This window comes from Microbacterium sp. LMX7-1.2 (genome assembly GCF_040675935.1).
Classification (GTDB): domain Bacteria; phylum Actinomycetota; class Actinomycetes; order Actinomycetales; family Microbacteriaceae; genus Microbacterium.
Genome location: NZ_JBEGIL010000001.1, coordinates 728,366 through 753,669, shown reverse-complemented (window position 1 = coordinate 753,669; position 25,304 = coordinate 728,366). Strand labels below are relative to the sequence as shown.

Sequence of the window (25,304 nt, the reverse complement as noted above, 5' to 3'; positions counted from 1 at the left end):
CGACGATGCCGCCGCCCGGCGTGCCCGCCGAGGAACTTCTCATCGCCCGGTTCCGCGGCCATGCGCGCCGACTGTTCTGGTCCGCGCTCGTGCTGATCGGCGTGTTCGGCGGTACGGCTTACTTCTTCGACAACCTCCCGGCCCCCTTCGAGAACTGGATGCTGCTGAGCGCAGCCGGACTCCTCGTGGTGCTGCTCGTCGTCGTCCCGTGGATCATCTGGTGGTCGCGCACCGTGACCGTCACGACCCGCCGTGTGATCGTGAACCACGGCATCGGAGCCCGGAGCCGCAGCGAGATGTCCCATGCTCGCGGCTACACCATCGGCGTGCGCCGAGGGCCGCTGCAGCGCCTGTGGGGAGCCGGCACGATCACCCTGTCGAACGGGGTCGATGCGCCGCTGCGTCTCGCGAACGTGCCGAATGTCACCCTGGTGCACGAGACGTTGGCCGATCAGATCGAGGTGAGCCAGATCCTGGCACATCGCGACGCGCAGTCCGGACACGACGGCACCGCGGCGTTCTGACTCGAGCGGCTACGGAGAGGGCTGTCACCGGCCGCTCGGCCGATGCGGGACAATGGTCCTGACGAATGGAGGCGGCACATGGCGCTGCGCGTGGGCGTGATCGGTGGAGGTCAGCTGGCGAGGATGATGATCGCTCCGGCGGTCGAGCTCGGACTCGAGCTGCGCGTCCTCGCCGAGGGCGAGGGGATGTCCGCGCAGCTCGCGGCCACCGCGGTGGGCGACTACCGCGATCTCGAGGCGGTACGCGCCTTCGTCCGCGACGTGGACGTCGTCACCTTCGACCACGAGCACGTGCCGCAGGAGGTGCTCCGCGCGCTCGTCGCCGACGGTGTCGCGGTGCATCCCGGACCTGACGCGTTGCAGTTCGCCCAGGACAAGCTCGTGATGCGGGCTCGCCTCGCCGAGCTCGGCGTCCCGCAGCCGGACTGGGCTCCCGTGCGCGATGCGCAGGAGCTGCAGGAGTTCCTCGACGCGCACGACGGCGCCGGCGTCGTGAAGACGCCGCGCGGCGGCTATGACGGCAAGGGCGTGCGCGTCGTGCGCGCAGCCTCCGAGGCTCAGGACTGGCTCGACGCGCTCGCCGCCGGAGAGGCCTTGCTCGTCGAGGAGCTGGTCGGCTTCGTGCGCGAGCTCGCGCAGCAGGTCGCTCGACGTCCCGGCGGCGAGATGGTCGCCTATCCGGTGGTCGAGACCGTTCAGCGCGACGGCGTGTGCGCCGAGGTCATCGCTCCGGCGCCGGCGGCCGCCGACCGTCTGGTGCAGGTGGCCGAGGGCATCGGTCGCACGATCGCCGAAGGACTCGGGGTCACCGGGATGCTCGCGGTCGAGCTCTTCGAGACCGACGACGAGCGCATCCTCGTGAACGAGCTCGCGATGCGCCCGCACAACAGCGGGCACTGGAGCCAGGACGGTGCCGTGACGGGGCAGTTCGAGCAGCATCTGCGCGCGGTCGCCGACCTGCCGCTGGGCGACCCCTCGCCGCGCGCACCGTGGTCGGTCATGGTGAACATCCTCGGCGGACCGCAGGACGCGGCACTCGGCGAGCGCTTCGCCGGTGCGATGACCGAGCACCCCACGGCGAAGATCCACACGTACGGCAAGGATCCGCGTCCCGGACGCAAGGTCGGGCACGTCAACGTCTCGGGAGACGACCTCGACGACGCCGTGTACGTCGCGCGTGCGGCGGCCGCTCACTTCGATTGACGGGGGGCGTGCCGCCGACACCGGAATGCAGGTACTCGACTTCGCGCGCCGTTCGGGGGTTCTCCCAGCAGCAGACCATACCCTGAGTGGGTGACTGAGCCTCTCCACTCCTCCGCTGCTCCGCTCGTCGGCGTCATCATGGGCTCCGACTCGGACTGGCGCGTCATGAGCGACGCCTCGCAGGCGCTCTCGGACTTCGGCATCCCGCACGAGGTGGAGGTCGTCTCGGCCCACCGCACTCCCGACAAGCTCATGTCGTACGCGCGCGAGGCCCGTGGTCGTGGCATCCGTGTGATCATCGCGGGCGCCGGGGGAGCGGCGCACCTCCCCGGCATGGTCGCGTCGATGACCGCCCTCCCCGTCGTCGGCGTCCCCGTTCCGCTCGCGTACCTCGACGGCATGGACTCGCTGCTGTCGATCGTGCAGATGCCCGCCGGCATCCCGGTCGCGACTGTGTCGATCGGCGGGGCGCGCAACGCGGGGCTGCTGGCGGCCCGTATCCTCGGCGCCGCCGACGGCGACCTCGCCGACCGGGTCGAGGCCTACGCCCGCGACCTCGAGTCCCAGGTGCAGGAGAAGAACGAACGGCTGAAGGGGTCGCTGTGACCCTGGCGCCGCCGCGCGGTTCCGCACGACCGCTGATCGAGACGCGGCCGCTGCGGCATCCTGACAGCACGGACGCCGGGATGATGACCAAGCGCGGGTGGTGGCTCGTGCTCCTGAACGTTCTCGTGCCCGGCTCGGCTCAGGTGCTCGCCGGCAACCGCCGTCTCGGACGCTTCGGTCTGGGGGCGACGCTGCTCGCCTGGTTCCTGGTGATCGTGGCGGCGGGTCTGGCGCTGTTCGCGCGTCCGGTGATGCTGTGGCTCTCGGTCGGCGGAGGGTTCCTCTCGGCGGCGATCCTCACGATCGTGCAGGTGCTGCTGGTCGGCTACGTCGTGCTGTGGATCGTGCTGACGTTGGATGTGCTGCGACTGGTGCGTCTCGTGCGCATCCCCGGTCCGTCGAAGTTCGCGATCCCGCTCGTCGCCCTTCTCATCCTCGGGCTGCTGGGGGGAGGAGCAGGATACGCGGCGACCATCGTCGGTTCCGTGCGCTCGACCATCAGCTCCATCTTCGGACAGAGCGGGCCGAGCCTCCCGCCCAGCGACGGCTATTACAACATCCTGCTGCTCGGAGCCGACAGCGGCGACGGCCGCGATTCCATGCGGTTCGACAGCATCTCGGTCGTCTCGGTGAACGCGTCCACGGGAGCGGTCACGATCACCGGCATCCCCCGTGAGCTGCCGAATGCGCCGTTCAGCGAGGGCAGCCCCATGCAGGCGCTCTACCCGAACGGGTTCGAGGGTCACAGCTCCAACACCTGCGGCTGGAACGGCTGGATGAACCACGTCCGCAACGCGGCGGAGGTGTGCCGTGAAGACAAGGGTGAAGAGCTGTACCCGGATGCGATCGCACACGGTTCCGACCCCGGGATCGAGGCCACGAAGGATGCCGCAGAGGGTGTTCTCGGAATCGAGATTCCTTATTACGTCTTCGTCGACATGCACGGCTTCGCCGATCTCGTCGATGCACTCGGTGGCGTGGACATCAACGTCACCGAGCGGCTCCCCAAGGGTGGACCGCCGGACGGCGTGAACCCGCACGATGTCGACGCCTGGGCGATCGGCTGGATCGAACCGGGCCAGCAGCACATGGACGGCGACACCGCGCAATGGTATGCGCGTTCTCGATACACGACGAGCGACTGGGATCGCATGAAGCGCCAGCGGGAGCTGCAGGAGGCCATCCTCGCGCAGTTCACTCCGCAGACGGTCCTCACGCGCTTCAACGAGGTCGCGGCGGCGGGGACGGCGCTCATCAGCACCGACCTCCCGCAGGACAAGCTGCCCGAGTTCTTCGACCTCATGACGAAGGCGAAGGAGCAGACCGTCACGACGATCGAGCTCACGCCGGAGAACGGCATCGACGAGCACTCGCCGGACTACGGTTACATCCACTCGATGGTCCAGCAGGCGCTCCACCCGCCGACCGAGACGCCCACGCCGACGCCCTGATCAGAAGTGCGCTGCGAGCACGGGAGCTTCCACGACATCCCCGGTTGCGCAGCGCGTCCTCTGGACGCGCGAATGAGCCCACGTCCGCCGTTCGAGAGTGAAGGAGGCGGTCGTGGGCTCTCCGGTTGGTCACCGGATTCGCCAGACGACGGTGATCGGAGGGGGAGGGATCACCGTCGCCCGGTCGACCCCCGCGCAGTGCGGGGATCTGATCTAGGCGCGCTTGCGGCGGACGACGCCGGTCGCGACGAGGGCACCACCGGCGACGAGCGCAGCGGCTCCTCCGCCGACGATCCACGGCGAGACGCTGCCGCCGGTGAGCGCGAGCTCGAGACCGTCGCCCGAGAGCGGCATCTCGGTGCCGGCGCCGACGACACCGGGGTCGTGGTCGCAGCTCACTGCCGAGTCATGTCCGTGCGACACCGTGATGAGCGCCGTGTACGAGCGCGAGCCGGCGAACGCGAGCGAGTACGATCCCTCGCCGTCGGACGGCGGGCGGAACGTCAGCACGAGGCTGCCGTCGGCAGCGGCCGTGTTGCCGGACACCGCAGAGGCGCCGGCGTTGAAGCCGGACACCGAGACGCCCACGTTCTCGGACGGCTGGAAGTAGCCCGCGCCGAACACGACAGTGGACACCTCGCAGATGTCGATGACCGGGTCGCCCACGGAGACGCGAGGCTTGTCGGCGTATGAGTCGGACGCAGCCGACGCGGCAGAGGCGACAGCAGGTGCCATGAGCACGAGTGCGCTAGCGGTCAGGCTGATGGCAGCCAGTTTCTTCAGCATGATTCTCCCCAGAAATTCACGCGGAATCGCCCTCGGATACACCCCTGCATCCGTTGGCGTGGGCTCATCCTGTCCCCACGACAGGATTGCAGAACCCAGATATTCCCCAGTGGACACGAGACTACATCATGGTTGGACGAAAGTCACGAACCGCAGCGCAATTCCTCAGGGGAGATGTCGGGGGTGCGGATCATCGGGGTGTGGTCGACCGTCGTGAGGCGGTTTCCCGTGCCGTCTCCCTGGTACTCGACCGTGATCGTGGCGGACTCGCCCGGTGCCAGCAGGACCTCCTGCTGCACCGCTGTACGGCTGCCGAGGAGTGTCGTCTGTGCGCCCTCGTCGCCCTGGCCTCCCTCGCGGTCCACGAACGAGGGCGTCGCCCCCTCGGGGCCGTACACCGTGATGAGTGTGCGCACAGTGCCCGGATCCACCCCGTAGGTGCCTCCGCCCGTCACATACGCCGGCAGGGCGGTCGCTGCGTCCGCCGGAGCGTTGTTCGTCCAGGTGACGCGCACCTGTGTCGTGGGTGCCCCGTCGCAGCGGCCGATCGCCGTCGTGATGGTCGCGTCCGTGTAGTAGTCCATCTTGGCACCCGTGGTGTCGTTGAACAGCACTCCCACGTGGCTCGTGGCGTCGTCCTCGGGGATCGCGCCGCCGAGCTCGCTGGCTGCGAGGAGGCGCTCCTCGTCCTCGTGCGCGCTCCAGATGCGGATGCGGTCCTCGTCGGCGGATGTCGCGAGGGCGGCGACGAGATCCTTCGGAGCCGCGGACGTGAGCGCGGCTCCGAACAGGGCGCTCGCGGCCTGCGCGAAGACCTGGTCCTGCACGGCTGGATCGGGGATCGTCGTGTAGATGTCCGAGAGCAACAGGCTGACGACGTTGTCCTCCGTGGCGGTGAACGGCCCGAACGTCAGGGGGCCGGTCGCCGCGAGGAGGTTCTTCGTCATGACGGCGTCGACCGCGATCACTCCGTCGACCGGCGTGCCGAAGCGCTGCTGCCAGCGCTGGGCGATGACCGGGGCGGCCTCAGTGAAGTCCGGGATGTTCGTGATGTTCTGCAGAAAGCGGCCCGGGCGGTCCTCGAACAGCGCGACGGTCGACTCGCTCAGAGGGAGGGCCTGCTCCAGCGGGGGAAAGTCCGTCGTGGACGCCTGCTGGACGAGGGAGATCCGTCCGCCCTCCGCGTGCAGCAGGGCGATGGCTCCGATGATGCCGCCCGACGAGCGGAGCTCCGCGTTGTTCTGCATGGCCACGACGTAGTTCCGTGGACCCTCGGCGCCGAGCATGCTGGGCAGCAACGCGGATGCCCCGTGCAGAGCGCCGACCACCGTCGATGCCTGGGTGACCGCGGAGCGCATCTCCCGCACCGCATCGGCGAGCGGCGGCAGGGTAGCGTCCGCGTCGATGCGCAGAGCGCGGTCCTCGGCCGAGGCCAGCGTGGCACTCGCGTCGGCGAGAGGAGGCTCGATCGCGGCGAACGGCGCGAGGTCGATGATTCCGCCGGACAGGCCGAGGCTCGCGAGGTCCAGCTCGCCCGCCGCGTCGAGGACCGGCACGAGCGCATCCGACGCCACCTGGTCGGCGATCGCCGCGACGTCGCTCACGGCGGAGAAGTTCGGCCCGAGCCAGGGCACGACCCCGAAGGCGTGCCATACCGGATCGGACGTCAGATCGTGCGCGGACTCCGCGTGATGCGCGATCCGGCCGGAGAGTGTGGCTGCGCGATCGAGATCCCCCTCGCCGATCGCCGCCTTGAGCTGCGACGCCGAGGCTGACACCCGCTGCAGATCGTTCACCGCGCCGATGCCGCGGACCGTGACCCAGCCGATCGCGAGCACGAGCAGCGTCAGGACAACGCCGACGACCCATCGCACCCATCGATGCTGTACCGGCATCCGTCCGTCGCTCACTCCTGCATTCAAGCACGAAGCGGCATATCGGCGGCGTGACTCGGGGGCCGCGCTCCCAGGTTCTTCGAGACGCGGACATTATTGTTGGTCCATGGGTGCTCGGCTGCGTGTTGTTCTGGATCAGCTCGAGCATGTCCTCGATCCGGACGTGGCCTGGGCGAGTGTCGATCTCGCGGCAGCACTCGTCGAGACCGCTCCTTCCGGATGCGACGTCGAGGCGATCGTCCCCGCGGGAGGCGATGTCGACATCCCCGGGATCGCCGGCACGCACCGGCTCTCGCTCGCCCGTCGTGAGCTCGCCACCGCGTGGCAGCTCGGCCTCGTTCCCGGGGTCGGGGGAGGACTCATCCATTCCGCATCGCTCATGGCTCCTCTCGTGCGCCATGATCGCGTTCACGACAACGACCAGACCACGGTCACGATCTGGGACCTGCGCGCGTGGGAGGAGCCCGAGGCGCTGCCGAAGTCGATCGTGGCGTGGCAGCGGGCGATGCTGAAGCGGGCGGCCAAGCACGCGGACGCAGTGGTGGTGCCGACGCACTCGATCGCCGAACGGCTGGGCGAGACCGTCAAGCTGCGGGGGCGCATCCGGGTGATCCCCGGAGCGATGCCCACCGGATTCGTCGTGCCGTTCGACGCCGCCGAGCGACGAACGGCTCTGGCCCTCCCTGAAGGCTATGTCGTGCTCACGGGGACCGCCGCGTCGCTCGAGACCGGATTCCGCGCGGCCGCTGCCGCGGGGACGAACGCCGTCGTCCTCGACGCGGCGGAGGGCTCGGAGCCACGACTCGCGGAGATCGCCTCCGCGGCCGGACTGCCCGAGACGCGTGCGCACATCAGAACGAGTCTCCCGATCGCCGATCGAGCAGCGACTCTCGCGGGCGCGTCCGCGCTCGTGGCGACGAGTGCGGTCGACGCATGGCCGTGGCGCGTGCTCGAGTCCATGACGCTGGGTGTTCCGGTCGTCGCGATCGACAGCGGAACCAATCGCGACGTGATCGTGGACGGCGGCGCACTCGTGACCGAGAGCGGCATCGGGGATGCCGTCGTCGACGCCGTGGGAGCAGGGGGCCGGCGACTGAGTGTCCTGGGCACCGACCGGTCGCGGGCGTTCTCCTGGCACGGTGCCGCAGAGCGCGTCTGGGCCCTGCACGCCGACCTCTGATCCCCTGAACGTGGGCTGTGTCTTGGGCGACACGCCGACACGCCGGTGGCCAAAATACTGCAACAGTGGCATCATCGCGCAACTTCCGTCACACTGGTCACATGTCTCGACGTGCCCCACGCTCTCGAAACACCATGAGGATGCCCCGAATCCTCGCCACGTTCGTCGCCGTCACGGCGCTCGTGGTCGGTGTCATTGTCCCTGTGACCGCTGCCCAGGCAGCGCCGTCCGCGGGCAAGGGCGTGCATACGCTCAAGTTGAAGATGTCGCTCGACGGGTTCGACGCCGGGAACATCATCAGCGACGCTGTATTCACGGACCGTAACACGATGACAGAGGCGCAGATCCAGGCATTCTTCAACAGCAAGGTGTCCCGGTGCCAGGGCGGATCCGACAAGTGGGGCCCGATCATCTGCCTGAAGGACTTCACGATCTCGTCGGTAAACCGCCCCGCTGATCGTTACTGCCAGGGCTACACGGGAGCGCCCAACGAATCGGCCGCGCGGATCATCTACCGGGTCGCGCAGTCCTGCGGCATCAACCCGCAGGTGCTGATCGTGATGCTCCAGAAGGAGCAGGGACTCGTCACGCACACGTGGCCGAGCATGAACCGCTACAACGCCGCCCTCGGCCAGGGCTGCCCGGACGGCGGCGTGCCCTGCGACCCGAGCTACGTGGGGTTCTTCCACCAGATCTACGGCGCAGCCCGCCAGATGCAGATCTACATGGAGGGCCGCTACTTCACCTACTACGCGCCGGGTCGGACCTGGAACATCCTGTACAATCCGAACCGCGCCTGCGGCAGCTCACCCGTCTACGTCGCGAACGGCGCGACGTCGGCGCTCTACTACTACACGCCTTACCAGCCCAATGCTGCCGCGATGCGCGCGGGGTATGGCGAGGGCGACGGTTGCTCGGCCTACGGCAACCGCAACTTCTACAACTACTTCACGGACTGGTTCGGCTCGACGAAGTCGTCCGGAGCGCGCGTGCTCAAGGACTCCGCGACCGGCGCGAGCTTCCTCGTCGTGGGTACTGTGAAGTACTCGTTCCCGACGGCCGAGCGTGCGGTGCAGTTCACATGGATCTCGCCTACCCAGACGGTGAGCACGGCGCAGCTCGCGGGCTTCACCAACGGCGGTGTGGCTCCCCGCGCCGTGCGCACGGACCAGCATCAGGTCTTCCTCCTCGACAGCGGTCGACGATTCCGCATCCCGACGTGCGAGCTCGCGGCAGACTACGGCTGGAGCTGTGCGACCCTGCCCGTGGTCGCGCAGGGGCAGGTAAACGCGTATCCCGATGCTGGCTACCTGACGCCGACCGTCCGCGGCCTCGCCGCGAACTGGCTTATCCAGGGCGGTGTCAGACGAGAGATCGTCGATCAGTCGATCCTCCTCCAGTACGGCATGTCGCCGAGCGTCAGCGTCGTCGCCGACGCGCTCGTCAACGAGTACAGCCTGGGGGACCCCGTCCTGGGTGCCGGCGTATACGGCGACCCCGCAGGGAAGACGGTCGCGGTCCTCCAGGGCGGGAGCACGTACGACGTGTCGGCGCAAGGGCAGGTCGATGCGGTCCGGGCCGCGACGAGGCCCCTCTCGACTGCGTCGATCGGACGCCTCAAGATCGCTGGCACCCTCCCGCTGACGGCCAAGGTCGATGGTGTGTCCTACGTGCTCGGCAACGACGGGTGGATCGCCTCGAACGCCTACGGGACCGCGGTGCCGTTCGCGTCCTTGCCGACCCGGGCGCTTGCGTCGATGCCTCAGGCCGCAGCGGCGAACGGCCCCCACTTCGTGCGCGAGCGCTCCAGCCTGCAGGTCTTCCTCGTCTCCGGTGGCGTGCTCCAGGCCGTGAATGCTGAGGAACAGCGCTGGATCACGGCCGCCTACGGGGTCTCCGCTCAGATCAGGGTCATCGCCGACTCCGCATTGGGCAAGAGTTCGACGGCCGGATCGGGAGTCGTGAAGACGCCGGAGGGGGCCGTGTATCTCATCGACGGCACGAACCGCTACCGCTTCCTCACGTGCGCGCAGGTGGCAGACTGGGGGCGCGACTGCGCTCAACTGCCCGTCGTCGCCGCTTCGCAGGTCTCCCAGATCACCGACCGTGGATCGCTGACGCACCTGGTCCGCAAGTCCGACGGCACGACCTGGCTCGTGCAGTCCGGATCCCGTCGAGAGGTCGTCGACGCGTCCGTGCTCGCTCCCTACGGCATCGGTGCGGCGACGACGACTCTTTCGAACTCGCTGGTCGAACCCCTGACAGTGGGCGCGCCGGTACTCAGCCCCGGCGCGTACAGCGACGGAGCAGCGGCCATCGCGCTGGTCAACCCGGCCGGAGCGTTCTCGGTGTCGGCGGAGAACCGCATCCCCGTCATCGTCGGGGGAGTCCGCAAGCTCACGGCGGCCAGCTATGGCCTCCTCGGAGTCACGCAGGTGCTGCCGTCTCGTCTGGTGAGCGACGGCAAGGCCATGGTGCTCACCGATCAGGGCTGGCTGCAGGTCGATCCCGCCCAGTACGGCGGCACCCAGCTGTTCACGACTCTCGCCTCGAACGCCTGGCTGGGCGTACCCCTCGCCGGCTCGGACGCACGGCCGCACTTCGTGCGGGAGTCCGCGTCGGCCCAGATGTTCCTCGTGTCCGGGGGCTACCTCCAGCCGGTGGAGAACGACGCGGCGCTGTCGTGGATCGTCGCCCGCTTCGGTGTGTCCTCGAAGCTCTGGAAGCTCGCAGACGGCACCCTGAAGAGCGTTCCGCTGTCCATGGGAATCGTGTTCCGCGACGGAAGCGAACGCGCGTTGCTGTCCAGCGGTACCACGTACTTCCAGTTCTCGAGCTGCGCTGCGGCCGCCGGTTACGGCACGGGTTGCGACGGAGCGCCGACGATCGCGCCCGAGCAGCTCGGGATGACGAACTCGGGCGTCCTCGCCTCGCTGCTGAAGTCGCCCGACGGCGCGCTGTGGCTCGTCCAGTCGAACCAGCGCCGTGAGGTGCCCGACCCCTCGGTCCTCGCGCAGTACGGCATCGGATCCGGGTCGACGGCGGTCCCGGCCGCCCTGGTGAGCAGCTTCGCTCTCGGGGCGCCGGTCGTGACGGCCGGTCCGTATCGCAACCCATCGGGCGCCGTCCGGCTCGTCACAGCGACCGGCAAGGTCGTCGACGTACCCGTCGACGTCAGAGTCGACGCCATCACCGCGAAGATCAAGAACCTGTCGGATGCCTCGTTCACACAGCTCTCGCCCACCGGTACCCTCACCGCGCGCGCCGAGGCCGGAGGCTCTTACTACGTCTTGTCCGCCCAGGGCTGGGTCGGCGTGAGTCGTGCGAACTTCGGCTCCCTCGCCTTCACGTCGACCACCGCCGATGTCATCGCGGCTGTGCCGTCGGCCGGAACGGCCACGGGGCCGAGGTTCGTGAAGGAGTGGAACAGCGCCCAGGTCTACCTGGCATCCGGGGGACTCACGCCGGTGACGGCCGAGGAGCAGGCCACCATCTCCCGGCTGTACGGGGTGCCCAGCACCGTGTTGGTCCTCGCGACCGGCGCGCTGCGCTGACCGGCACTGCCACCATCGAGAAGGCCCTCCACCCGTCGGGGTGGAGGGCCTTCTCTGCGACGGTCAGCAGGGGTGAATCAGCTGAAGCTCATCGGAACGACGTCCGCAAGGCGTGGATGCGCGAGGTCCTTCTCCGAGAGCTCCGCGTCAGCGAGTGGCACGGGCCAGGAGATGGCCGCCGTCTCATCCGCGAGGTTCAGGAAGGTGTACTCGGCCTTCGGCGACCAGTGCTCGTTGACGAGGTAGCTGTACGCCGTGGAGTCCTCGAGAGTCTGGAACGCGTTGCCGACGCCGCGCGGCACGTAGATCGCCACCGACGGAGTGATGACGGCGGTGTACACCGTGCCGAACTCGTCGCCGTCCCGCAGGTCGACCCAGGCGCCGAAGACGCTGCCGGTCGCGACCGAGATGAACTTGTCCCACGGCTCCGCATGGATTCCGCGAGTCGTCCCCCTGGTCTTGTTGAAGGAGATGTTGTTCTGCACGGGGCCGAGATCGGGCAGGCCCAGTGCCACCATCTTCTCCCGCTGCCAGTTCTCTTTGAACCATCCGCGGTTGTCGCCGTGGACAGGGAGGTCGAGACGCAGGAGACCCCGGATGCTGGTGGAGTGGACGGCGAGCGGGAGCCCGAACTCGAGATCCGCGCCGGTCACTGCCCGGTCTCCGAGTACTTCTTCTCGGTGGCAGCCTTCTGGGGGCGCCACCAGTTCTCGTTCTCCTGGTACCAGCGGACCGTGTCGACGATACCGGTGGAGAAGTCCGAGTAGCGGGGGGTCCACCCGAGCTCGTTCCGCAGACGCGACCAATCGATCGCATAGCGACGATCGTGTCCGGGACGGTCGGTGACCAGATCGTATGCCCCGGCATCCTGACCCATCGCCTCGAGGATCATCTCGATGACCTCGCGGTTCGTCTTCTCACCGTCGGCGCCGATGAGATAGGTCTCGCCGATGACACCGGCGTCGAGGATCCGCAGCACGGCCGAGGAGTGATCGTCGGCGTGGATCCAGTCACGTACGTTCAGGCCGTCGCCGTAGAGGCGCGGACGGACTCCGTCGATCAGGTTGGTGATCTGACGGGGGATGAACTTCTCGACGTGCTGCCTGGGCCCGTAGTTGTTGGAGCAGTTGCTGATCGTCGCCTGCACACCGAAGGAGCGCACCCATGCGCGGACCAGGAGGTCGGAGCCGGCCTTGGTCGAGGAGTAGGGGCTCGACGGGTTGTAGGGGGTGTTCTCGGTGAAGCGCTCGGGGTCGTCGAGCTCGAGGTCGCCGTACACCTCGTCGGTCGACACGTGGTGAAACCGGATGCCTGACGCGCGAGCGGCTTCGAGCAGGGTGAACGTGCCGATCACGTTGGTCTGCACGAAGGGCGCGGGGCCGGTCAGCGAGTTGTCGTTGTGGGATTCGGCCGCGTAGTGCACGACGGCATCGTGCTCGTCGAAGAGTCCTGCGACGAGACCCGCGTCGCAGATGTCGCCCTCCACCAGCCGGAACCGGTCGGAGGGGAGCCCCGCGAGCGATGCACGGTTTCCCGCGTAGGTCATCTTGTCGAGCACCGTCACGGTGTCATCGGTGTTCTCAAGTACGTAGTGGACGAAATTGGAGCCGATGAAGCCGGCGCCTCCGGTGACCAAGAGTCTTCGCATCGGACAATGATACCGGGAGCACCTCCGCCACCCGACCCACGGCTCCGGGGGGTGCTGCCGATGCCCGATACAATGTCCGGGTGGCTGAACATCGCAACCGAACCCCATCCTTCCGGCGAATCGTGGCGATTGTCCCGCTGCTCCTGATGATCGCTCTGAGCTCGTGGGCGGTCGCGTCTCCTGTCGGCGGTGCTCCGGATGAGAACTTCCACATCGCGAGCATCTGGTGCGGCGCGGGCGATCGGCCCGGCCTCTGCGAGACGGATCCGGACGAACCGGGGAAGCTGGTGCCGTGGGGCACGGTGGGAGCGCAGTGCTTCGCCTTCCGCCCCGACATCCCCGCGAGCTGCCAGGACGAGGTGCTCGGAGACGATCCCGAGCGACTTGTGGCCACCGAGCACGTGAACGCCTACGCCCAGTTCTACTCACCGGTCTATTACGCGGTGATGAGCCCGCTCGCCTCGACGAACGTCCCGGCATCGGTCGTGGCGATCAGGATCGTGAACGCGGCGATCTTCGTCGCGATCGCCTCTGTCCTGTTCTTCCTGCTGCCGTCCCGACGGCGCCCCCTCCTTGTGGCGTCGCTCGCGGTGACTCTGATTCCGTGGGGCATCTACCTCCTCGCCTCGGTCAATCCGAACGGGTGGGCGGTCCTCGCCGGCGGCACTCTCTGGCTCGCGGTTCTCGGATTCCTCGAGACCACGGGCAAGCGAAGGATCGCTCTGGCGGCGGTCGCAGCCGTCACTACGGTCATCGGCGCGGGCGCGCGGTCCGACATGGCCGTGTATGCGGTGCTCGGGATGGCGGCAGCAGTCGTCCTCTCCGGGCGCTGGAAGACTAGGGACAAGCGTTTCTGGCTATCCCTGATCCTTCCCGCGGCGCTGTCGATCGTCTGCTTCCTTCTGTTCCTCTCAGCCCAGCAGATCGGGATCTGGCAGAACGGTGTCGCTCCAGGAAGCGGGGGGAGCGCCCGACAGGGGGTCAGCCTCCTCGCATACAACCTCCTGAACCTCCCGTCGCTGTGGGTGGGCTCTCTCGGAACCTGGCCGCTCGGCTGGAACGACGCGGCGATCCCGCCCTTCGTGTGGGTGGGCACGATCTTCGTCGCTGCGGCCGCCATTTTCACCGGACTGGCCACCATCTCCTGGCGCAAGGCGCTTGTGCTCGGCGTGTCCGGCCTCGCGCTCATCGTGCTTCCGCTCTATCTGCTCCAGCGCAGCGCCACCGAGGTCGGCGGACTCGTGCATCCCCGGTACCTGCTGCCTCTGATCATCATGTTCGTCGGATTCGCGCTCTTCCCGGTGGGCCGTCGCCTCCTGAGGGTCACGACCCTGCAGGTCTGGCTCGCGGTCGCGATCCTCTCCGTCGCGAATTCTGTCGCGATGTACAGCAACATCCGGCGCTACACGCTCGCGGGCCAGCCCGGAGTCTGGCTGAGCGCGCCCGACAGCTGGTGGTGGGAGGCGGGTGTGCCCCAGCCGATCGCCGTGTGGATCATCGGGTCGCTCTCCTTCGCGGGCGTGCTCGCCGTGCTCGCCGCCGTGTTGCTCGCGGCGCGGGGCCGAGCGGACGAGGTCGGCGTCGGAGCGGGGCCGTCGCTCGAACCCGCGGCGACGACCGCGCCCGCTGCCGCGACGCTCGAGTCCTCGGAGGATCCGGTGCCGGCGTCGGCGGATCCGAACGGACGCAACCGGACAGACAGGCACTGAGGGACTCGTGCCCGGCGATGGCCTCGCCGGGCACGCTCATCGGCGCTACGGTGATGCCATGGAGAGAACCCGGGCCACCGTATCGCGTCGCCGGAACCGCGCACCCCGCTCGCGCATCGGCATCATCGGAGGGGCGATCGCGATCGCCGCGATCGTCGCATCAGCCGCGAATCCGGCCACGCAGGCAGTCGCGGAGATCAAGCCCGTTCCGGTGGCATCGGGGTACGACTACAGTCCTGGCGAGCCGGCCATCTGGGGCAGCATCGCGGGGACCGTCGGGGCCTACTACGACAAGGCCTGCTCCGGCGGCTTCGCCATCGCAGGGGATTCCGGATTCTTCTTGACGACCGCCGCGACGTGCGGATGGATGATCGCTTCGGACAGAAGCATTCGCGGAGATTCCGGCTACTACGCGGACGTCTTCGCCACCCGGGCGACGGATCCGACCGTGCTCCTGCGCATGCGATCGGGGAACGATGCGCACCAGATTCTGGTCGATCCGACGACGGGCGTCTCGCCGGGAGACGGCCGCGTGCAGGGGTGGACGCCCACGTCGAGTCAGTCCGTCGGGATGCTCGTGGGGAAGATGGGCATCGACACGGGGTGGACGGAGGGGAAGATCCTCGGCATCGCGCCCGGTCGCTTCGGCGAGTACTTGATCTGCACCGACGCTCCCGCTGGTCCCGGTGACGTCGGCGGGCCGGTATGGCGTTGGGATGCCTCGGGTCTGCGGGCACTCGGAACGATCGCGGGAATCACGGAGGCCGGCGGCGCGTGCTACCGGCCCATCCAAGAGACTCTCTACGCGTACGGCGCGTACCTGCCTTCGTTCGGCGCATCGCAGGGTCGCCCGAGCTGGGGGACGTTCGCGCCCGGGATGGTCGACTACACGGCGCCGGTCAACGTCACGTATACCGGGCGGATCATCGACAAGGGCGACGAGTGGAGGCTGCCCTGAACACGCGGCATCCGCGCCGTCGGGTCAAGCGGTCGGCGGCGTATCCCTCGTCGTGAAAGGGTCGTAGTCCGGCGACGACGGGCTGCCCTGGATATCCAGTTGCAGCGCGCTGATCAGCATCTGGGTCCCTAGCATGAGCGGCAGGGCGGCGAGCATCACCGTGGCCGCGGTGGCGACGACGGAACTCGCGATCTGGAAGCAGACCCAGATCGCCACGCCGAGCCCGACGGCGGAGAGTGCGAGGCCGAAGAAGAGGAGCAGCGCGACGGGGGAGAAGGACCACAGCACGTAGCGGTACCAGATCCGCCGCCAGAATCCGCGGAAGAGGAGGTTCACGAGCTCCGGCACGACCTTGGAGAGCTTGATGCTCGAGACCTCTTCGCCGTAGACGGCGGGGATGGGCACGTCGACAGCGCCGACCTGCAGGATGTTGAGGTGGATCAGCAGGTCGTTTTCGAAGCTGTATCGCGGGGACACGCGGTCGAGCGGGACGCGCTTGAGAACCTCGGTGCGAACGGCGGTGTAGCCGTTCTGCGGGTCGAAGAGGTTCCAATAACCGGAGGCGAGCTTCGTCATGAAGGACAGGACGATGTTGCCGAACACCCGGTAGCCGGGCATCCCTTCAAACGATTCGGGAGCGAAGAACCTGTTGGCCTTCGCGAAGCCGTATCCGTCCTTCGTCACGCGGTCGAGCAGGTCGGGGAGGAAGGCGGGGTCCATCTGGGCGTCGCCGGCCATGACGACGTTGACGTCTGCGCCGAGGTTCATGGCCGCGCGGTGGGCCGTCACGATCGCACCGCCGACGCCCTGGTTCACCTCGTGCCTGATCAGCGTGACCCGTGGGTCTTCGACGGCACGCACCGCGCCGCTCGTGTCGTCGGGGCTGTGATCGTCGACGATGACGATGTGGTCGACGTAGTCCGGCATTGTGGTGATGACCGTTGAGATCATCTTCTCTTCTTTGTACGCCGGCACGACAGCGGCGATTCGGGCTCCGTTGTACACGGTGTCCTCTCTGTTCAGCGGCTGCGGTCTGCGAAGACCCAGTACCGGTACGCGAAATAGTTCCAGATGGTCGTGGCGCCCGTGGCGACGACCTTGCCGACGGCCCAGCCCAGCGGAGTCGCGTCGATGAGCGCGACGATCCCGGCTGTCGCGACCGTGTTGAATGCGACGAGGAGGGCGTATTTGAGCAGCGCCCGTCCGTGCGGGACCTGGGATCCGAAGGTGAAGTATCGCTGGATCGTGTAAGTGAACGCGAAGCTGATCACGAAGGCCGTGCCGGCCGCGAGCCAGGTGGGCCAGCCGAATACCTCGCGCAGGAGCGCGAGCAGTCCGAGGTCGACCAGGAATGCCAGGCCTCCTGCCAGGAGATACCGCAGCGCGCTGTAGCGGCGCGTGGTCGTCCCGGCCGAACCGTCGTCGCTCGGCGGGACCGAGCTCATACCCGCGTCCGTTCCTGGATCACGTGATCGATCACCTGGTGGGACGGCAAGATCGTGGCTCGCTCGGCCGCGGCATCCTCCCGACCGTCGATGACGTCCAAGAACCGCGCGAACTGCGCCGTGAGCGGTTCGGGCGACGGCGGGATCTCCGGGATCTCGATGATGGTCTGCTGCCGGTAGCTCGGCCCGTCGTCGACGGAGCCCTCGGAGACGTGATGGTAGATCGTCAGGTTCCGTCGGAGCAGGTCGACCTCGATGAGGCGATCGAGCTCGTGGATCGCGAGCGTGCGCACCTTGTGCTGTCCGACCCTGCTCGCCGAGATCTGCGCGACCGCGCCTCCCTCGAAGCCGAGGATCGTCGAGGCCACGTCCTCGGCGTCTGCGGCGGAGTCGGGGTGGAAGAAGCCGAGCTTCGACGACACGCTCGACGGCTCGGCCCCGACCAGGTTGATCGCCAGATCGACGTCGTGCACGAGCAGGTCCCACGCGACACCGGTGCGGATCCGCGGTGCGTATGGGGAGTGCCTGGTCGCCGTGACGTGCAGCGGCTCTCGCATGGCGGCGCGCGCCGTGATCACGGCCGGGTTGTAGCGCTCCAGCAGCCCGCACATCATGGGCAGGTCGCGGGCGTTCGCGAGTGCGAGGATCTCCTCGGTGCGCAGGAGGCTGTCGGCGACGGGCTTCTCGATGAGTAGCGGCCGGTCGCTTCCCAGCACCTGCATCGCGAGCTCGTGGTGCGCCTCCGTGGCCGCGGCGACGACGACCGCGTCGTACGAGTCGAGGTCGGGCAGTCTCGGCGCCCAGGTGGCCCCGAACCGGGCTGCGACGGCCGAGCCGACGTCCTCCCGAGGATCGACGAGGACGGAGAGCTCCGCACCCGCCGACTGGCTGATGACGCGTGCATGGTGGGAGCCCATGTTGCCGGCTCCGACGAGGACGACTCGCTTCTTCGCGCTCATGAGGCCGCGGCGACGATCTGGGCGACGACTTCGGCCACGCGGTCGAGATCGCTCTCGCTGAGAGCCGCGTGAACGGGGAGGGAGAGCGACTGCTGCGCCAGCGACTGCGCGACGGGGACGTCGCTGATCCGCACCTGCGGGTTGGAGCGGTACGCGTCGTAGTCGAACACGAGTTTCGGGTAATAGATGCCGTTGCCGATGCCGTTCTCGCCGAGCTTCTGAGAGAGCTCGTCACGAGTGACTCCTGACTCTTCCGTCACACGGATCGTGTACTGGTGCCATACGTGTCCGCGCCCCTCGATCTCGCGCGGAACCACGATGCCCGGCACGGAGGACAGCGCATCGGACAGGCGGGCGGCGTTGCGCCGACGGCGGGCGACGGTGTCGTCGTAGCGCGCCATCTGCGGCAGCGCCAGAGCGGCCTGCAGATCGGTCAGCCGGTAGTTGTTGCCCGCCATCTCGTACTGGTAGCGGGCGCGCATGCCCTGATTGCGAAGGAGACGGAGCCGATCGGCGAGCCGGTCGTCGTCCGTGGTGATCATGCCCCCTTCGCCGGTGGTCATGTTCTTCGTGGCGTAGAACGAGAAGGTGCCGATTCCGTAGGTGCCGGCGAACCGACCGCCGTACGTGGCGCCCTGGGCCTGTGCCGAGTCTTCGAGGATCCGGAGGCCGTGCTCCGTCGCGATCTGCTGGATCGGGTCCATGTCGGCCATCTGACCGTACAGGTGCACCGGGGCGATGACCCTGGTCCGGTCGCCGATCTGTGCGCGCACCGCCTCGGGATCGATCGTGAAGTCATCGGCGCGGGTGTCGGCGAAGACCGCCGTGGCGCCGGCCTGCAGGATCGCGTTGAGCGTGGCGACGAAAGTGAACGGTGTCGTGACGACCTCGTCACCGGGCTTCAGATCGAGAACCTCGAGCGCCGCGATGAGAGCCGTGGTGCCGTTGTTGACGGCGATCGCGTGGGCCGCTCCGTATCGCTCCGCGAACTCCGCCTCGAGCTGTGCGACCTTGGGTCCCTGAGCGATCAGCCCGGAGCGGAGGACCTCGAGGACCAGCGCTTCTTCTTCTTCGCCGAAGCGGACGTCGGTAATAGGTATCATGTGCTTCCGTATGGTCATCTGGGAATCCGCGCATCATGGCATGCCAGAGCGCGCAACAAATCTATCCGAGCTTACAGCTCGACGCGATCCACGACGGCGAGGTGCCCTATGAACACCATTCATCCCACAGCGGTGATCTCCGATGACGTGGTCCTGGGCGACGGGAACACCGTCGGGCCGTTTGCCGTGATCGCTGGACCCGTCACGATCGGCGACGGCAACTGGATCGGCGCCGGTGCCATGATCGGCGCGCCGCCCGAGGTCCGGGGTTTCCCACACCCGAACGCGCCTTCGGAATCTCAGGGGAACGGCGTGGTCATCGGGAATCGCAACACGATCCGCGAGTACGCGCAGATCCACCAGGGCTGGAAGGACCGCACCCGCATCGGCGACGACGCCTTCATCATGAACCAGTGCTACGTCGCGCACGACTGCGTGCTCGAGGACGGCGTGACGCTCGCATCGAGTGTGCTCCTCGCCGGGCACGTCGTGGTGGGAGCGCGGGCCAACCTCGGCCTCGGCGCGTCCGTCCACCAGTTCACTCGGATCGGCGCAGGGGTCATGGTCGGCATGGGGTCGGTCGTCGTCCGCGAGATCCCCCCCTTCGCGAAGGCGTTCGGCACCCCCGCGGCGGTGCGCGGGGCGAACACCGTGGGCATGCAGCGTTCGGGCGTCGACGACGCCCTCATCGCTGTGCTGTCGGAGCTGTACGGTGGCCCGGAGGCGGACCCACGCGCCCTTCTCGAGCGGATCGCCGACGACGCGGTGCGCGACGCCGTGGCGGGATGGCTCGGCGCAGTGGAGCACTAGAGTTCGACGCCGCAGAGCGGCGAGGGCATCCTGGAGCCGCGGGTGCCGTGCCCGTGCGCGTTTGCCTGCTCATCACGAGATGGGGGAGACTGTCTCGCATGCGTGGCATCATTCTGGCCGGCGGGACCGGCTCTCGACTTCACCCGATCACCCTTGGCACGTCCAAGCAGCTGGTCCCCGTCTATGACAAGCCGATGATCTACTACCCGCTCACCACCCTCATGCTGGCGGGCATCAAGGACATCCTCGTGATAACGACTCCGCACGACGCGGAGTCCTTCGAACGACTCCTGGGTGACGGCTCGCAGTTCGGGGTGTCGATCAGTTATGTGCAGCAGAAGTCGCCCGACGGACTCGCGCAGGCGTTCACGCTCGGTGCCGACCACATCGGCACCGATACCGCGGCGCTGGTTCTGGGCGACAACATCTTCTACGGCCCCGGCATGGGGACGCGGCTGCGACAGTTCGCCGACCTCGAAGGCGCGGCCGTCTTCGGATACTGGGTAGCCGATCCGACCGCGTACGGAGTCGTCGAGTTCGACGATGCCGGCCGGGTGCTGTCGATCGAGGAGAAGCCTGCGACGCCGAAGAGCAACTACGCCATCCCCGGCCTCTACTTCTACGACAACGACGTCGTCGAGATCGCGCGCGACCTCAAGCCGTCGGCGCGCGGGGAGCTGGAGATCACCGATCTCAACCGCGTCTATCTCGAGCGCGGCGATCTGCGCGTCGACATCCTGCCTCGCGGGACCGCGTGGCTCGACACGGGGACCTTCGACTCGCTGAGCGAGGCGACCGAGTTCGTCCGCACGGTGCAGAAGCGCCAGGGCCTCTCGATCGGCGCGCCCGAGGAAGTCGCATGGCGGATGGGCTTCCTGTCGGACGACGAGCTGCGAGAACGCGCGCAGCCGCTCGTCAAGAGCGGTTACGGTCAGTACCTGCTCGACGTCGTCGAGCGGGGCCTGGTCAGGTAGGTCGACTAGAATCCGAGGGGCGTGCCGCGTGGCGCCCCTCGGATTTTCATGTGCGCCCGGAATAACGATTGAGAGTGCAGATAGTGAAGCGTCAGGCCGTTCCGCAGGCGAAGCCGTTCCCCGACGGGGGCAAACGAGTCATCTTCTACCTTCTGTACGACGAGCGGGGCGAGGTCGACGACTACATCCCGTACAAGCTCGAGCGGCTCAAGCCCTACGCCGATCACCTGTTCGTGGTCTCCAACGGCCAGCTGAAGCCCGAGCACCGGGCCAAGATCGACGGCATCGCCGACACGGTCTGGGAGCGCGAGAACGAAGGCTTCGACGTCTGGGGCTACAAGACGGCCATGGAGCAGTTCGGTCGCGACCGCCTCGCGGAGTACGACGAGCTGATCCTGATGAACTACACGTGGTTCGGGCCGGTCCGTCCCTTCGGCGACCTGTTCGAGCGCATGGACAAGGAGCCCGCCCATTTCTGGGGGCTGTCCGACTATCCGCGGTTCAAGCCGAACCCCTACACCAACAAGGGTGTGCTGCATCGCCACCTGCAGTCGCACTGGATCACCGTGCGCAAGGAGATGTTCCTCAGCGACGAGTGGAACGAGTACTGGGACACCATGCCGCCCGTCAGGTCGTACGTCGACTCGATCCTCGGTCACGAGTCCCGGTTCACCCATCACTTCGAGGAGCGCGGCTACAAGAGCGCCGTGGCCTTCGCCCGCAAGGACTACCCGTCGACGCATCCTGCTCTGTTCAACGCGGACCTCCTTCTCGACGACGGATGCCCCGCGCTCAAGCGCCGCGGCTTCTTCCATTACCCGCCGTACCTCGACCAGCATGCGGTGATCGGTCGCTGGACGCTCGAGCGCGCCCAGGAGTACGGCTACCCTGTCGAGCTGATCTACCAGAACCTCGTCCGCAACTCCAAGCCGCGCGACCTGCACGCCGACGCCTCGATGCTCGAGGTGCTGCCGGACGTCGACGTGTCGTTCGATCCCGAGCGGCCTCCGAAGGTCGTCGCCACCGTCCACATCTTCTACGAGGACATGACGGATGAGCTGCTCGACCGCCTCGTGATGCTGCCGGTCCCGTTCGACCTCGTCGTCACGACGACGAGCGACGAGAAGGCCGTCGCGATCAGGGAGATCATCGACCGCCGCGCGGATGAGCGTGTCGCAGGCATCGACATCCGCGTGCTTCCGTCGAACCGCGGGCGCGACGTGAGCGCGTTCCTCATCGCCTGCAAGGACGTGCTCGAGCCCGGGCGCTACGACCTCGTGGTGAAGATCCACTCGAAGAAGACCGCCCAGGATTCGTTCAACGCCGGGCGCTACTTCAAGGCGCAGCAGCTCGACAACGTGCTGCACTCGCCGGGATTCGCGGCGAACGTGCTCGCCCTGTTCCAGAAGGAGCCGGGTCTGGGCATCGTCTTCCCGCCGATGATCCACATCGGATACCCGACCATGGGCCGCGGCTGGTACGCGAACCGAGAGCCGGCGGAGGAACTCGCGAAGGAACTCGGCATCCGGGTCCCGTTCGACGACGTGTCCCCCCTCGCGCCGTACGGATGCATGTGGGTCGCGCGCCCCGAGGCTCTCACGATCCTCACCCAGCACGACTGGGAGTACGAGGACTACGCGGCACCGGACGAGCACCGCGACGGCAGCCTCGCACACGTGCAGGAGCGCCTGGTCGCGTACGCGGCCGCCGAGCGCGGTTACCACGTGCGGACGGCGCTCAGCCTCGAGCACGCATCGATCAGCCACACGGCCCTCGACTACAAGCTCGACCAGGTCAGTGCGACCATGCCCGGATACTCGATCGACCAGATCCAGTTCCTCCACCGGGCCGGATGGCTCGGACACGGCGGCATCGGCGCCCTCACCCGGGTGTATCTCAAGCTGCACTATCCGCGGGTCGCGGAGTTCCTTCGGCCGCTGGACCGGCCGCTTCGCATCGCGATGATCCGGCTGCGCCCGGTCCTGCGCCCACGGCAGTGGCTGAGAGAACGCCGTCAGCGGCAGGAAGACGAAGCATGATCTCGTTGAAGGACGCGTTCAACCCGCGGAGCAACAGCATCGGGTTCCTCCGCTGGTTCCTCGCATTCGTCGTGATCTTCTCGCACGCCGGACCGCTCGCGGGCTTCTACGGCGGGCATGATCTCGGCACACAGTTCAGCACGGAGCAGTCCCTGGGCGGCGTTGCGGTCGCCGGGTTCTTCTTCCTGTCGGGATACCTGATCACCAAGAGCAGGATGGGCCGCTCGTCGACCATCCGGTTCTTCTGGCGCCGCATCATGCGGATCTTCCCGGCCTGGTTCCTCGTTCTCATCGTCACCGCCTATGTGCTCGCCCCCATCGCGTGGAACCAGGAGCACGGCACGATGGACGGGTTCTGGAACGCGAAGGAGGAGTCGCCGTTCACGTACTTCTCCAACAACATGTGGCTGCCGCTCGTCCAGCACAACATCGCCGGCATGGGCAAGATCATCCCGTTCTTCACCATCCATGGCGGATACGAGTGGAACGGCTCAGCCTGGACGCTGGCGTTCGAGTTCACCGCCTACATCCTCGTCGGCGTGCTGGGAATGGTCGGTGCGCTCTCCAATCGGATCGTCGGCACCATCATCGCCGGCGGCATCATCGGTCTCGCCATGATGCAGTGGTTCGGATACGGGACGCCCACCAACCTGTCTCCGCTGTTCAGCGACTACCGATTCCTCCTTCTCATGGCGCCCTTCGCCTTCGGCATCCTGTTCGCCCTCTGGGATGACAAGATCATGATCGACAACCGACTCGCCATCGTCCTCGGGCTGATCGCCGTCTGGACGTACGGCAAGGGCGGCTGGCTCGTCTTCGGACAGTACGCCTTCTGCTACGTCGTCATGTGGTTCTCGATCAAGGTGCAGTTCCTGCGCAATTGGGACAAGCACGGCGACTTCTCCTACGGGATCTACATCATCGCCTGGCCGTTGATGCAGTTCGCCGCCTACTTCGGTCTGGAGAAGGCCGGCTGGCTGGTCTATCACGTGGTGATCGTGGTCGCGTGCCATGTCTACGCCTACCTCAGCTGGCATCTCATCGAGCGTCCCGCGCTGCAGCTCAAGGACTGGACACCACGGTGGGGTACGTGGCTCCTCGACAAGACACAGCGTCAGCGGATGAAGGTCATCGGGTGGATCGACCCGACGTACCCGGATCGCGCCGCCGCACGGACTCCTGCTCGCCGCGCGGAAGGAGTCCCGGCATGACCGCGCCCGGCGTTCCCGTGCACGGTGCGCAGATCCCCTCCCCTGTGTGGTGGCGTCGGTACCGCAACATCCCGCTCGCGATCCTCACGGTGCTGTCGCTCGTCGCCGCGATCGTCGGATGGACCGTGCAGCATCAGCTGGACAGCTCCAACAACGCCGCAGCGCCGGTGCCGGGTTCGGGGGAGACCTCCGTCGACGGCGCCATGGCGGCCTGCCGTCAGCCTGTCGACCTGCCGTCGCAGAACCCGTGGGTCGACGATCCTGCGGGAGCCGAGGCCGCATGGAAGGCTCAGGCGGATCAGCTCGCGGGACCGGTCATCGAGGGACGCGACGGGTGGTACTTCTACAACGACCAGATCGAGCAGAACTTCTCGCAGGCGATCGGTCGTCGACTGCTCACCGTCTCCGAGCTCTCCAAGTGGACCGACTACTTCACCTCGATCGACGAGGCGCTGGAGGACCAGGGCATCGAGCTCAGCATCCAGATCACGCCGTCTGCCACGAGCGTGTACCCCGAGAAGCTGCCCGAGTGGGCGGAGGAGCTGCGCGGACCCACACCGCTGGACCAGCTCCTGCTCGCGACGCCCGACCTGCCGATCGTCGACTTCCGCGCCGATCTGCGCACAGCGGCCGCCGACGACGCCGTGTACACGCCCGTGAACAGCCATTGGACCGACTGGGGTGGCTACATCGGCTGGCAGACGTTCGCGGCCTGCCACGCTGAGCTGTACCCGGACAACCCACCTGTCGTCGTGCCGGCGGTGACCGGCACCAAGGACACGGGCACGTTCAACGAGTACGCGCAGTACGGCGTCGCGGACACGACGCCGTCATGGAATGCTCCGGTCTTCGCGGAGACGCTTCCCGAGGTCAAGGTCGTCGACAACAAGGAGGAGACGAAGGTCGTCTCGGGGACCACTCCGGTCGATCTCCTCGCCCTCCCGGCGACGACGCTCAACGACGCGTCGGCGAGCCCTCAGAAGGCCCTCATCCTGCGGGACTCCATGGGAGGCGCGCTCTCGCCGTTCTGGAACCAGCAGTACGCGCAGACCTGGCAGCTGCAGCACCGGTACGACGACTGGTCGAACCCGCCGAACTACGCCTCCCTCGTGAACCAGTACAAGCCGGACGTCGTCATCATCCAGCTCGCTGAGCGGCACCTCGTGAACGCGCCTCCGGGGACGAGCGGGTTCTGACCCGAAGGATGCGAAGAGAGGGGCCTCATGACCCGAACGGTCATGAGGCCCCT

The 25,304-nt window shown here is 67.5% G+C and carries 20 protein-coding genes and 1 pseudogene; 13 read left to right on the top strand and 8 right to left on the bottom strand.

Annotated features, from left to right (window positions below; all coding sequences use genetic code 11):
• Window positions 1-5 precede the first annotated feature (5 nt).
• The 4 genes from MRBLMX7_RS03830 (at window position 6) to MRBLMX7_RS03815 (ending at window position 3,784) form a co-directional block, all read left to right on the top strand.
• A complete protein-coding gene (locus MRBLMX7_RS03830) occupies window positions 6-524 on the top strand; it encodes a PH domain-containing protein (protein ID WP_363370793.1) in 519 nt (172 codons plus the stop codon).
• A gap of 78 nt (window positions 525-602) precedes the next feature.
• Window positions 603-1,727: a 5-(carboxyamino)imidazole ribonucleotide synthase gene (locus tag MRBLMX7_RS03825; protein WP_363366275.1), complete on the top strand. Its 1,125-nt coding sequence runs from the start codon at window positions 603-605 to the stop codon at window positions 1,725-1,727.
• Between the two features lie 138 nt (window positions 1,728-1,865).
• Window positions 1,866-2,333 carry a 5-(carboxyamino)imidazole ribonucleotide mutase gene (gene purE / locus MRBLMX7_RS03820; protein ID WP_363370790.1) on the top strand — a complete coding sequence of 156 codons (468 nt, stop codon included), beginning with the start codon at window positions 1,866-1,868 and terminating at the stop codon, window positions 2,331-2,333.
• On the top strand, window positions 2,330-3,784 hold the full coding sequence (locus MRBLMX7_RS03815) for an LCP family protein (RefSeq protein ID WP_363366274.1): 1,455 nt from the start codon (window positions 2,330-2,332) through the stop codon (window positions 3,782-3,784). The genes purE and MRBLMX7_RS03815 overlap by 4 nt, the downstream gene beginning before the upstream one ends.
• A 213-nt stretch (window positions 3,785-3,997) precedes the next feature.
• Here MRBLMX7_RS03815 and MRBLMX7_RS03810 read toward each other — a convergent pair whose 3' ends face one another.
• Together MRBLMX7_RS03810 and MRBLMX7_RS03805 are read right to left on the bottom strand one after the other, a co-directional pair.
• Complete coding sequence (locus MRBLMX7_RS03810) at window positions 3,998-4,570, bottom strand: hypothetical protein (RefSeq protein WP_363366273.1); 573 nt, start codon at window positions 4,568-4,570, stop codon at window positions 3,998-4,000.
• A 143-nt stretch (window positions 4,571-4,713) separates the two neighbouring features.
• Complete coding sequence (locus MRBLMX7_RS03805) at window positions 4,714-6,480, bottom strand: DUF4012 domain-containing protein (protein ID WP_363366272.1); 1,767 nt, start codon at window positions 6,478-6,480, stop codon at window positions 4,714-4,716.
• A gap of 91 nt (window positions 6,481-6,571) precedes the next feature.
• On the opposite strand from MRBLMX7_RS03805, the gene MRBLMX7_RS03800 reads away from it, so the two are divergent.
• Both MRBLMX7_RS03800 and MRBLMX7_RS03795 read left to right on the top strand, forming a co-directional pair.
• The gene (locus MRBLMX7_RS03800) at window positions 6,572-7,645 is read left to right on the top strand and encodes a glycosyltransferase (RefSeq protein ID WP_363366271.1); all 1,074 of its coding nucleotides are present in this window, start codon (window positions 6,572-6,574) and stop codon (window positions 7,643-7,645) included.
• Window positions 7,646-7,779: 134 nt separating this feature from the next.
• Window positions 7,780-11,199: a hypothetical protein gene (locus tag MRBLMX7_RS03795; protein WP_363366270.1), complete on the top strand. Its 3,420-nt coding sequence runs from the start codon at window positions 7,780-7,782 to the stop codon at window positions 11,197-11,199.
• 89 nt (window positions 11,200-11,288) lie between these two features.
• Here the strand turns inward: MRBLMX7_RS03795 and MRBLMX7_RS03790 are convergent.
• Both MRBLMX7_RS03790 and rfbB read right to left on the bottom strand, forming a co-directional pair.
• Window positions 11,289-11,852: pseudogene (locus MRBLMX7_RS03790) on the bottom strand (dTDP-4-dehydrorhamnose 3,5-epimerase family protein); the annotation flags it as partial.
• Complete coding sequence (gene rfbB / locus MRBLMX7_RS03785; RefSeq protein WP_363366269.1) at window positions 11,849-12,847, bottom strand: dTDP-glucose 4,6-dehydratase; 999 nt, start codon at window positions 12,845-12,847, stop codon at window positions 11,849-11,851. The pseudogene MRBLMX7_RS03790 and the gene rfbB, both read right to left, overlap by 4 nt.
• A gap of 146 nt (window positions 12,848-12,993) precedes the next feature.
• Here rfbB and MRBLMX7_RS03780 point away from each other — a divergent pair, with 146 nt between their 5' ends.
• Together MRBLMX7_RS03780 and MRBLMX7_RS03775 are read left to right on the top strand one after the other, a co-directional pair.
• Entirely contained in the window at window positions 12,994-14,556 is a 1,563-nt protein-coding gene (locus MRBLMX7_RS03780; RefSeq protein ID WP_363366268.1) for a DUF2142 domain-containing protein, read from the top strand.
• A gap of 58 nt (window positions 14,557-14,614) precedes the next feature.
• Entirely contained in the window at window positions 14,615-15,514 is a 900-nt protein-coding gene (locus MRBLMX7_RS03775) for a hypothetical protein (protein WP_363366267.1), read from the top strand.
• A gap of 24 nt (window positions 15,515-15,538) precedes the next feature.
• Here the strand turns inward: MRBLMX7_RS03775 and MRBLMX7_RS03770 are convergent, their stop codons facing one another.
• The 4 genes from MRBLMX7_RS03770 to MRBLMX7_RS03755 are packed head-to-tail and all read right to left on the bottom strand — an operon-like array spanning window position 15,539 to window position 19,039.
• A complete protein-coding gene (locus tag MRBLMX7_RS03770; protein ID WP_414685135.1) occupies window positions 15,539-16,489 on the bottom strand; it encodes a glycosyltransferase family 2 protein in 951 nt (316 codons plus the stop codon).
• A 44-nt stretch (window positions 16,490-16,533) separates the two neighbouring features.
• Complete coding sequence (locus tag MRBLMX7_RS03765) at window positions 16,534-16,959, bottom strand: GtrA family protein (protein ID WP_363366265.1); 426 nt, start codon at window positions 16,957-16,959, stop codon at window positions 16,534-16,536.
• Window positions 16,956-17,918 (bottom strand): Gfo/Idh/MocA family protein, encoded by a 963-nt coding sequence (locus MRBLMX7_RS03760; RefSeq protein WP_363366264.1) that lies wholly within the window; start codon window positions 17,916-17,918, stop codon window positions 16,956-16,958. The genes MRBLMX7_RS03765 and MRBLMX7_RS03760 overlap by 4 nt, the downstream gene beginning before the upstream one ends.
• Window positions 17,915-19,039: a DegT/DnrJ/EryC1/StrS family aminotransferase gene (locus MRBLMX7_RS03755; RefSeq protein WP_363366263.1), complete on the bottom strand. Its 1,125-nt coding sequence runs from the start codon at window positions 19,037-19,039 to the stop codon at window positions 17,915-17,917. Before MRBLMX7_RS03755 ends, MRBLMX7_RS03760 begins: the two co-directional genes overlap by 4 nt.
• A 90-nt stretch (window positions 19,040-19,129) precedes the next feature.
• On the opposite strand from MRBLMX7_RS03755, the gene MRBLMX7_RS03750 reads away from it, so the two are divergent.
• The 5 genes from MRBLMX7_RS03750 (at window position 19,130) to MRBLMX7_RS03730 (ending at window position 25,251) form a co-directional block, all read left to right on the top strand.
• A complete protein-coding gene (locus MRBLMX7_RS03750; protein WP_363366262.1) occupies window positions 19,130-19,831 on the top strand; it encodes a UDP-N-acetylglucosamine acyltransferase in 702 nt (233 codons plus the stop codon).
• Window positions 19,832-19,929: 98 nt separating this feature from the next.
• Window positions 19,930-20,805 carry a glucose-1-phosphate thymidylyltransferase RfbA gene (rfbA, locus tag MRBLMX7_RS03745; RefSeq protein WP_363366261.1) on the top strand — a complete coding sequence of 292 codons (876 nt, stop codon included), beginning with the start codon at window positions 19,930-19,932 and terminating at the stop codon, window positions 20,803-20,805.
• 74 nt (window positions 20,806-20,879) lie between these two features.
• Window positions 20,880-22,844, top strand: a complete 1,965-nt coding sequence (locus MRBLMX7_RS03740; RefSeq protein ID WP_363366260.1) for a rhamnan synthesis F family protein — start codon at window positions 20,880-20,882, stop codon at window positions 22,842-22,844.
• A complete protein-coding gene (locus tag MRBLMX7_RS03735) occupies window positions 22,841-24,055 on the top strand; it encodes an acyltransferase family protein (protein WP_363366259.1) in 1,215 nt (404 codons plus the stop codon). Before MRBLMX7_RS03740 ends, MRBLMX7_RS03735 begins: the two co-directional genes overlap by 4 nt.
• Window positions 24,052-25,251 carry an alginate O-acetyltransferase AlgX-related protein gene (locus MRBLMX7_RS03730; RefSeq protein ID WP_363366258.1) on the top strand — a complete coding sequence of 400 codons (1,200 nt, stop codon included), beginning with the start codon at window positions 24,052-24,054 and terminating at the stop codon, window positions 25,249-25,251. Before MRBLMX7_RS03735 ends, MRBLMX7_RS03730 begins: the two co-directional genes overlap by 4 nt.
• The last annotated feature ends 53 nt before the right edge of the window (window positions 25,252-25,304 follow it).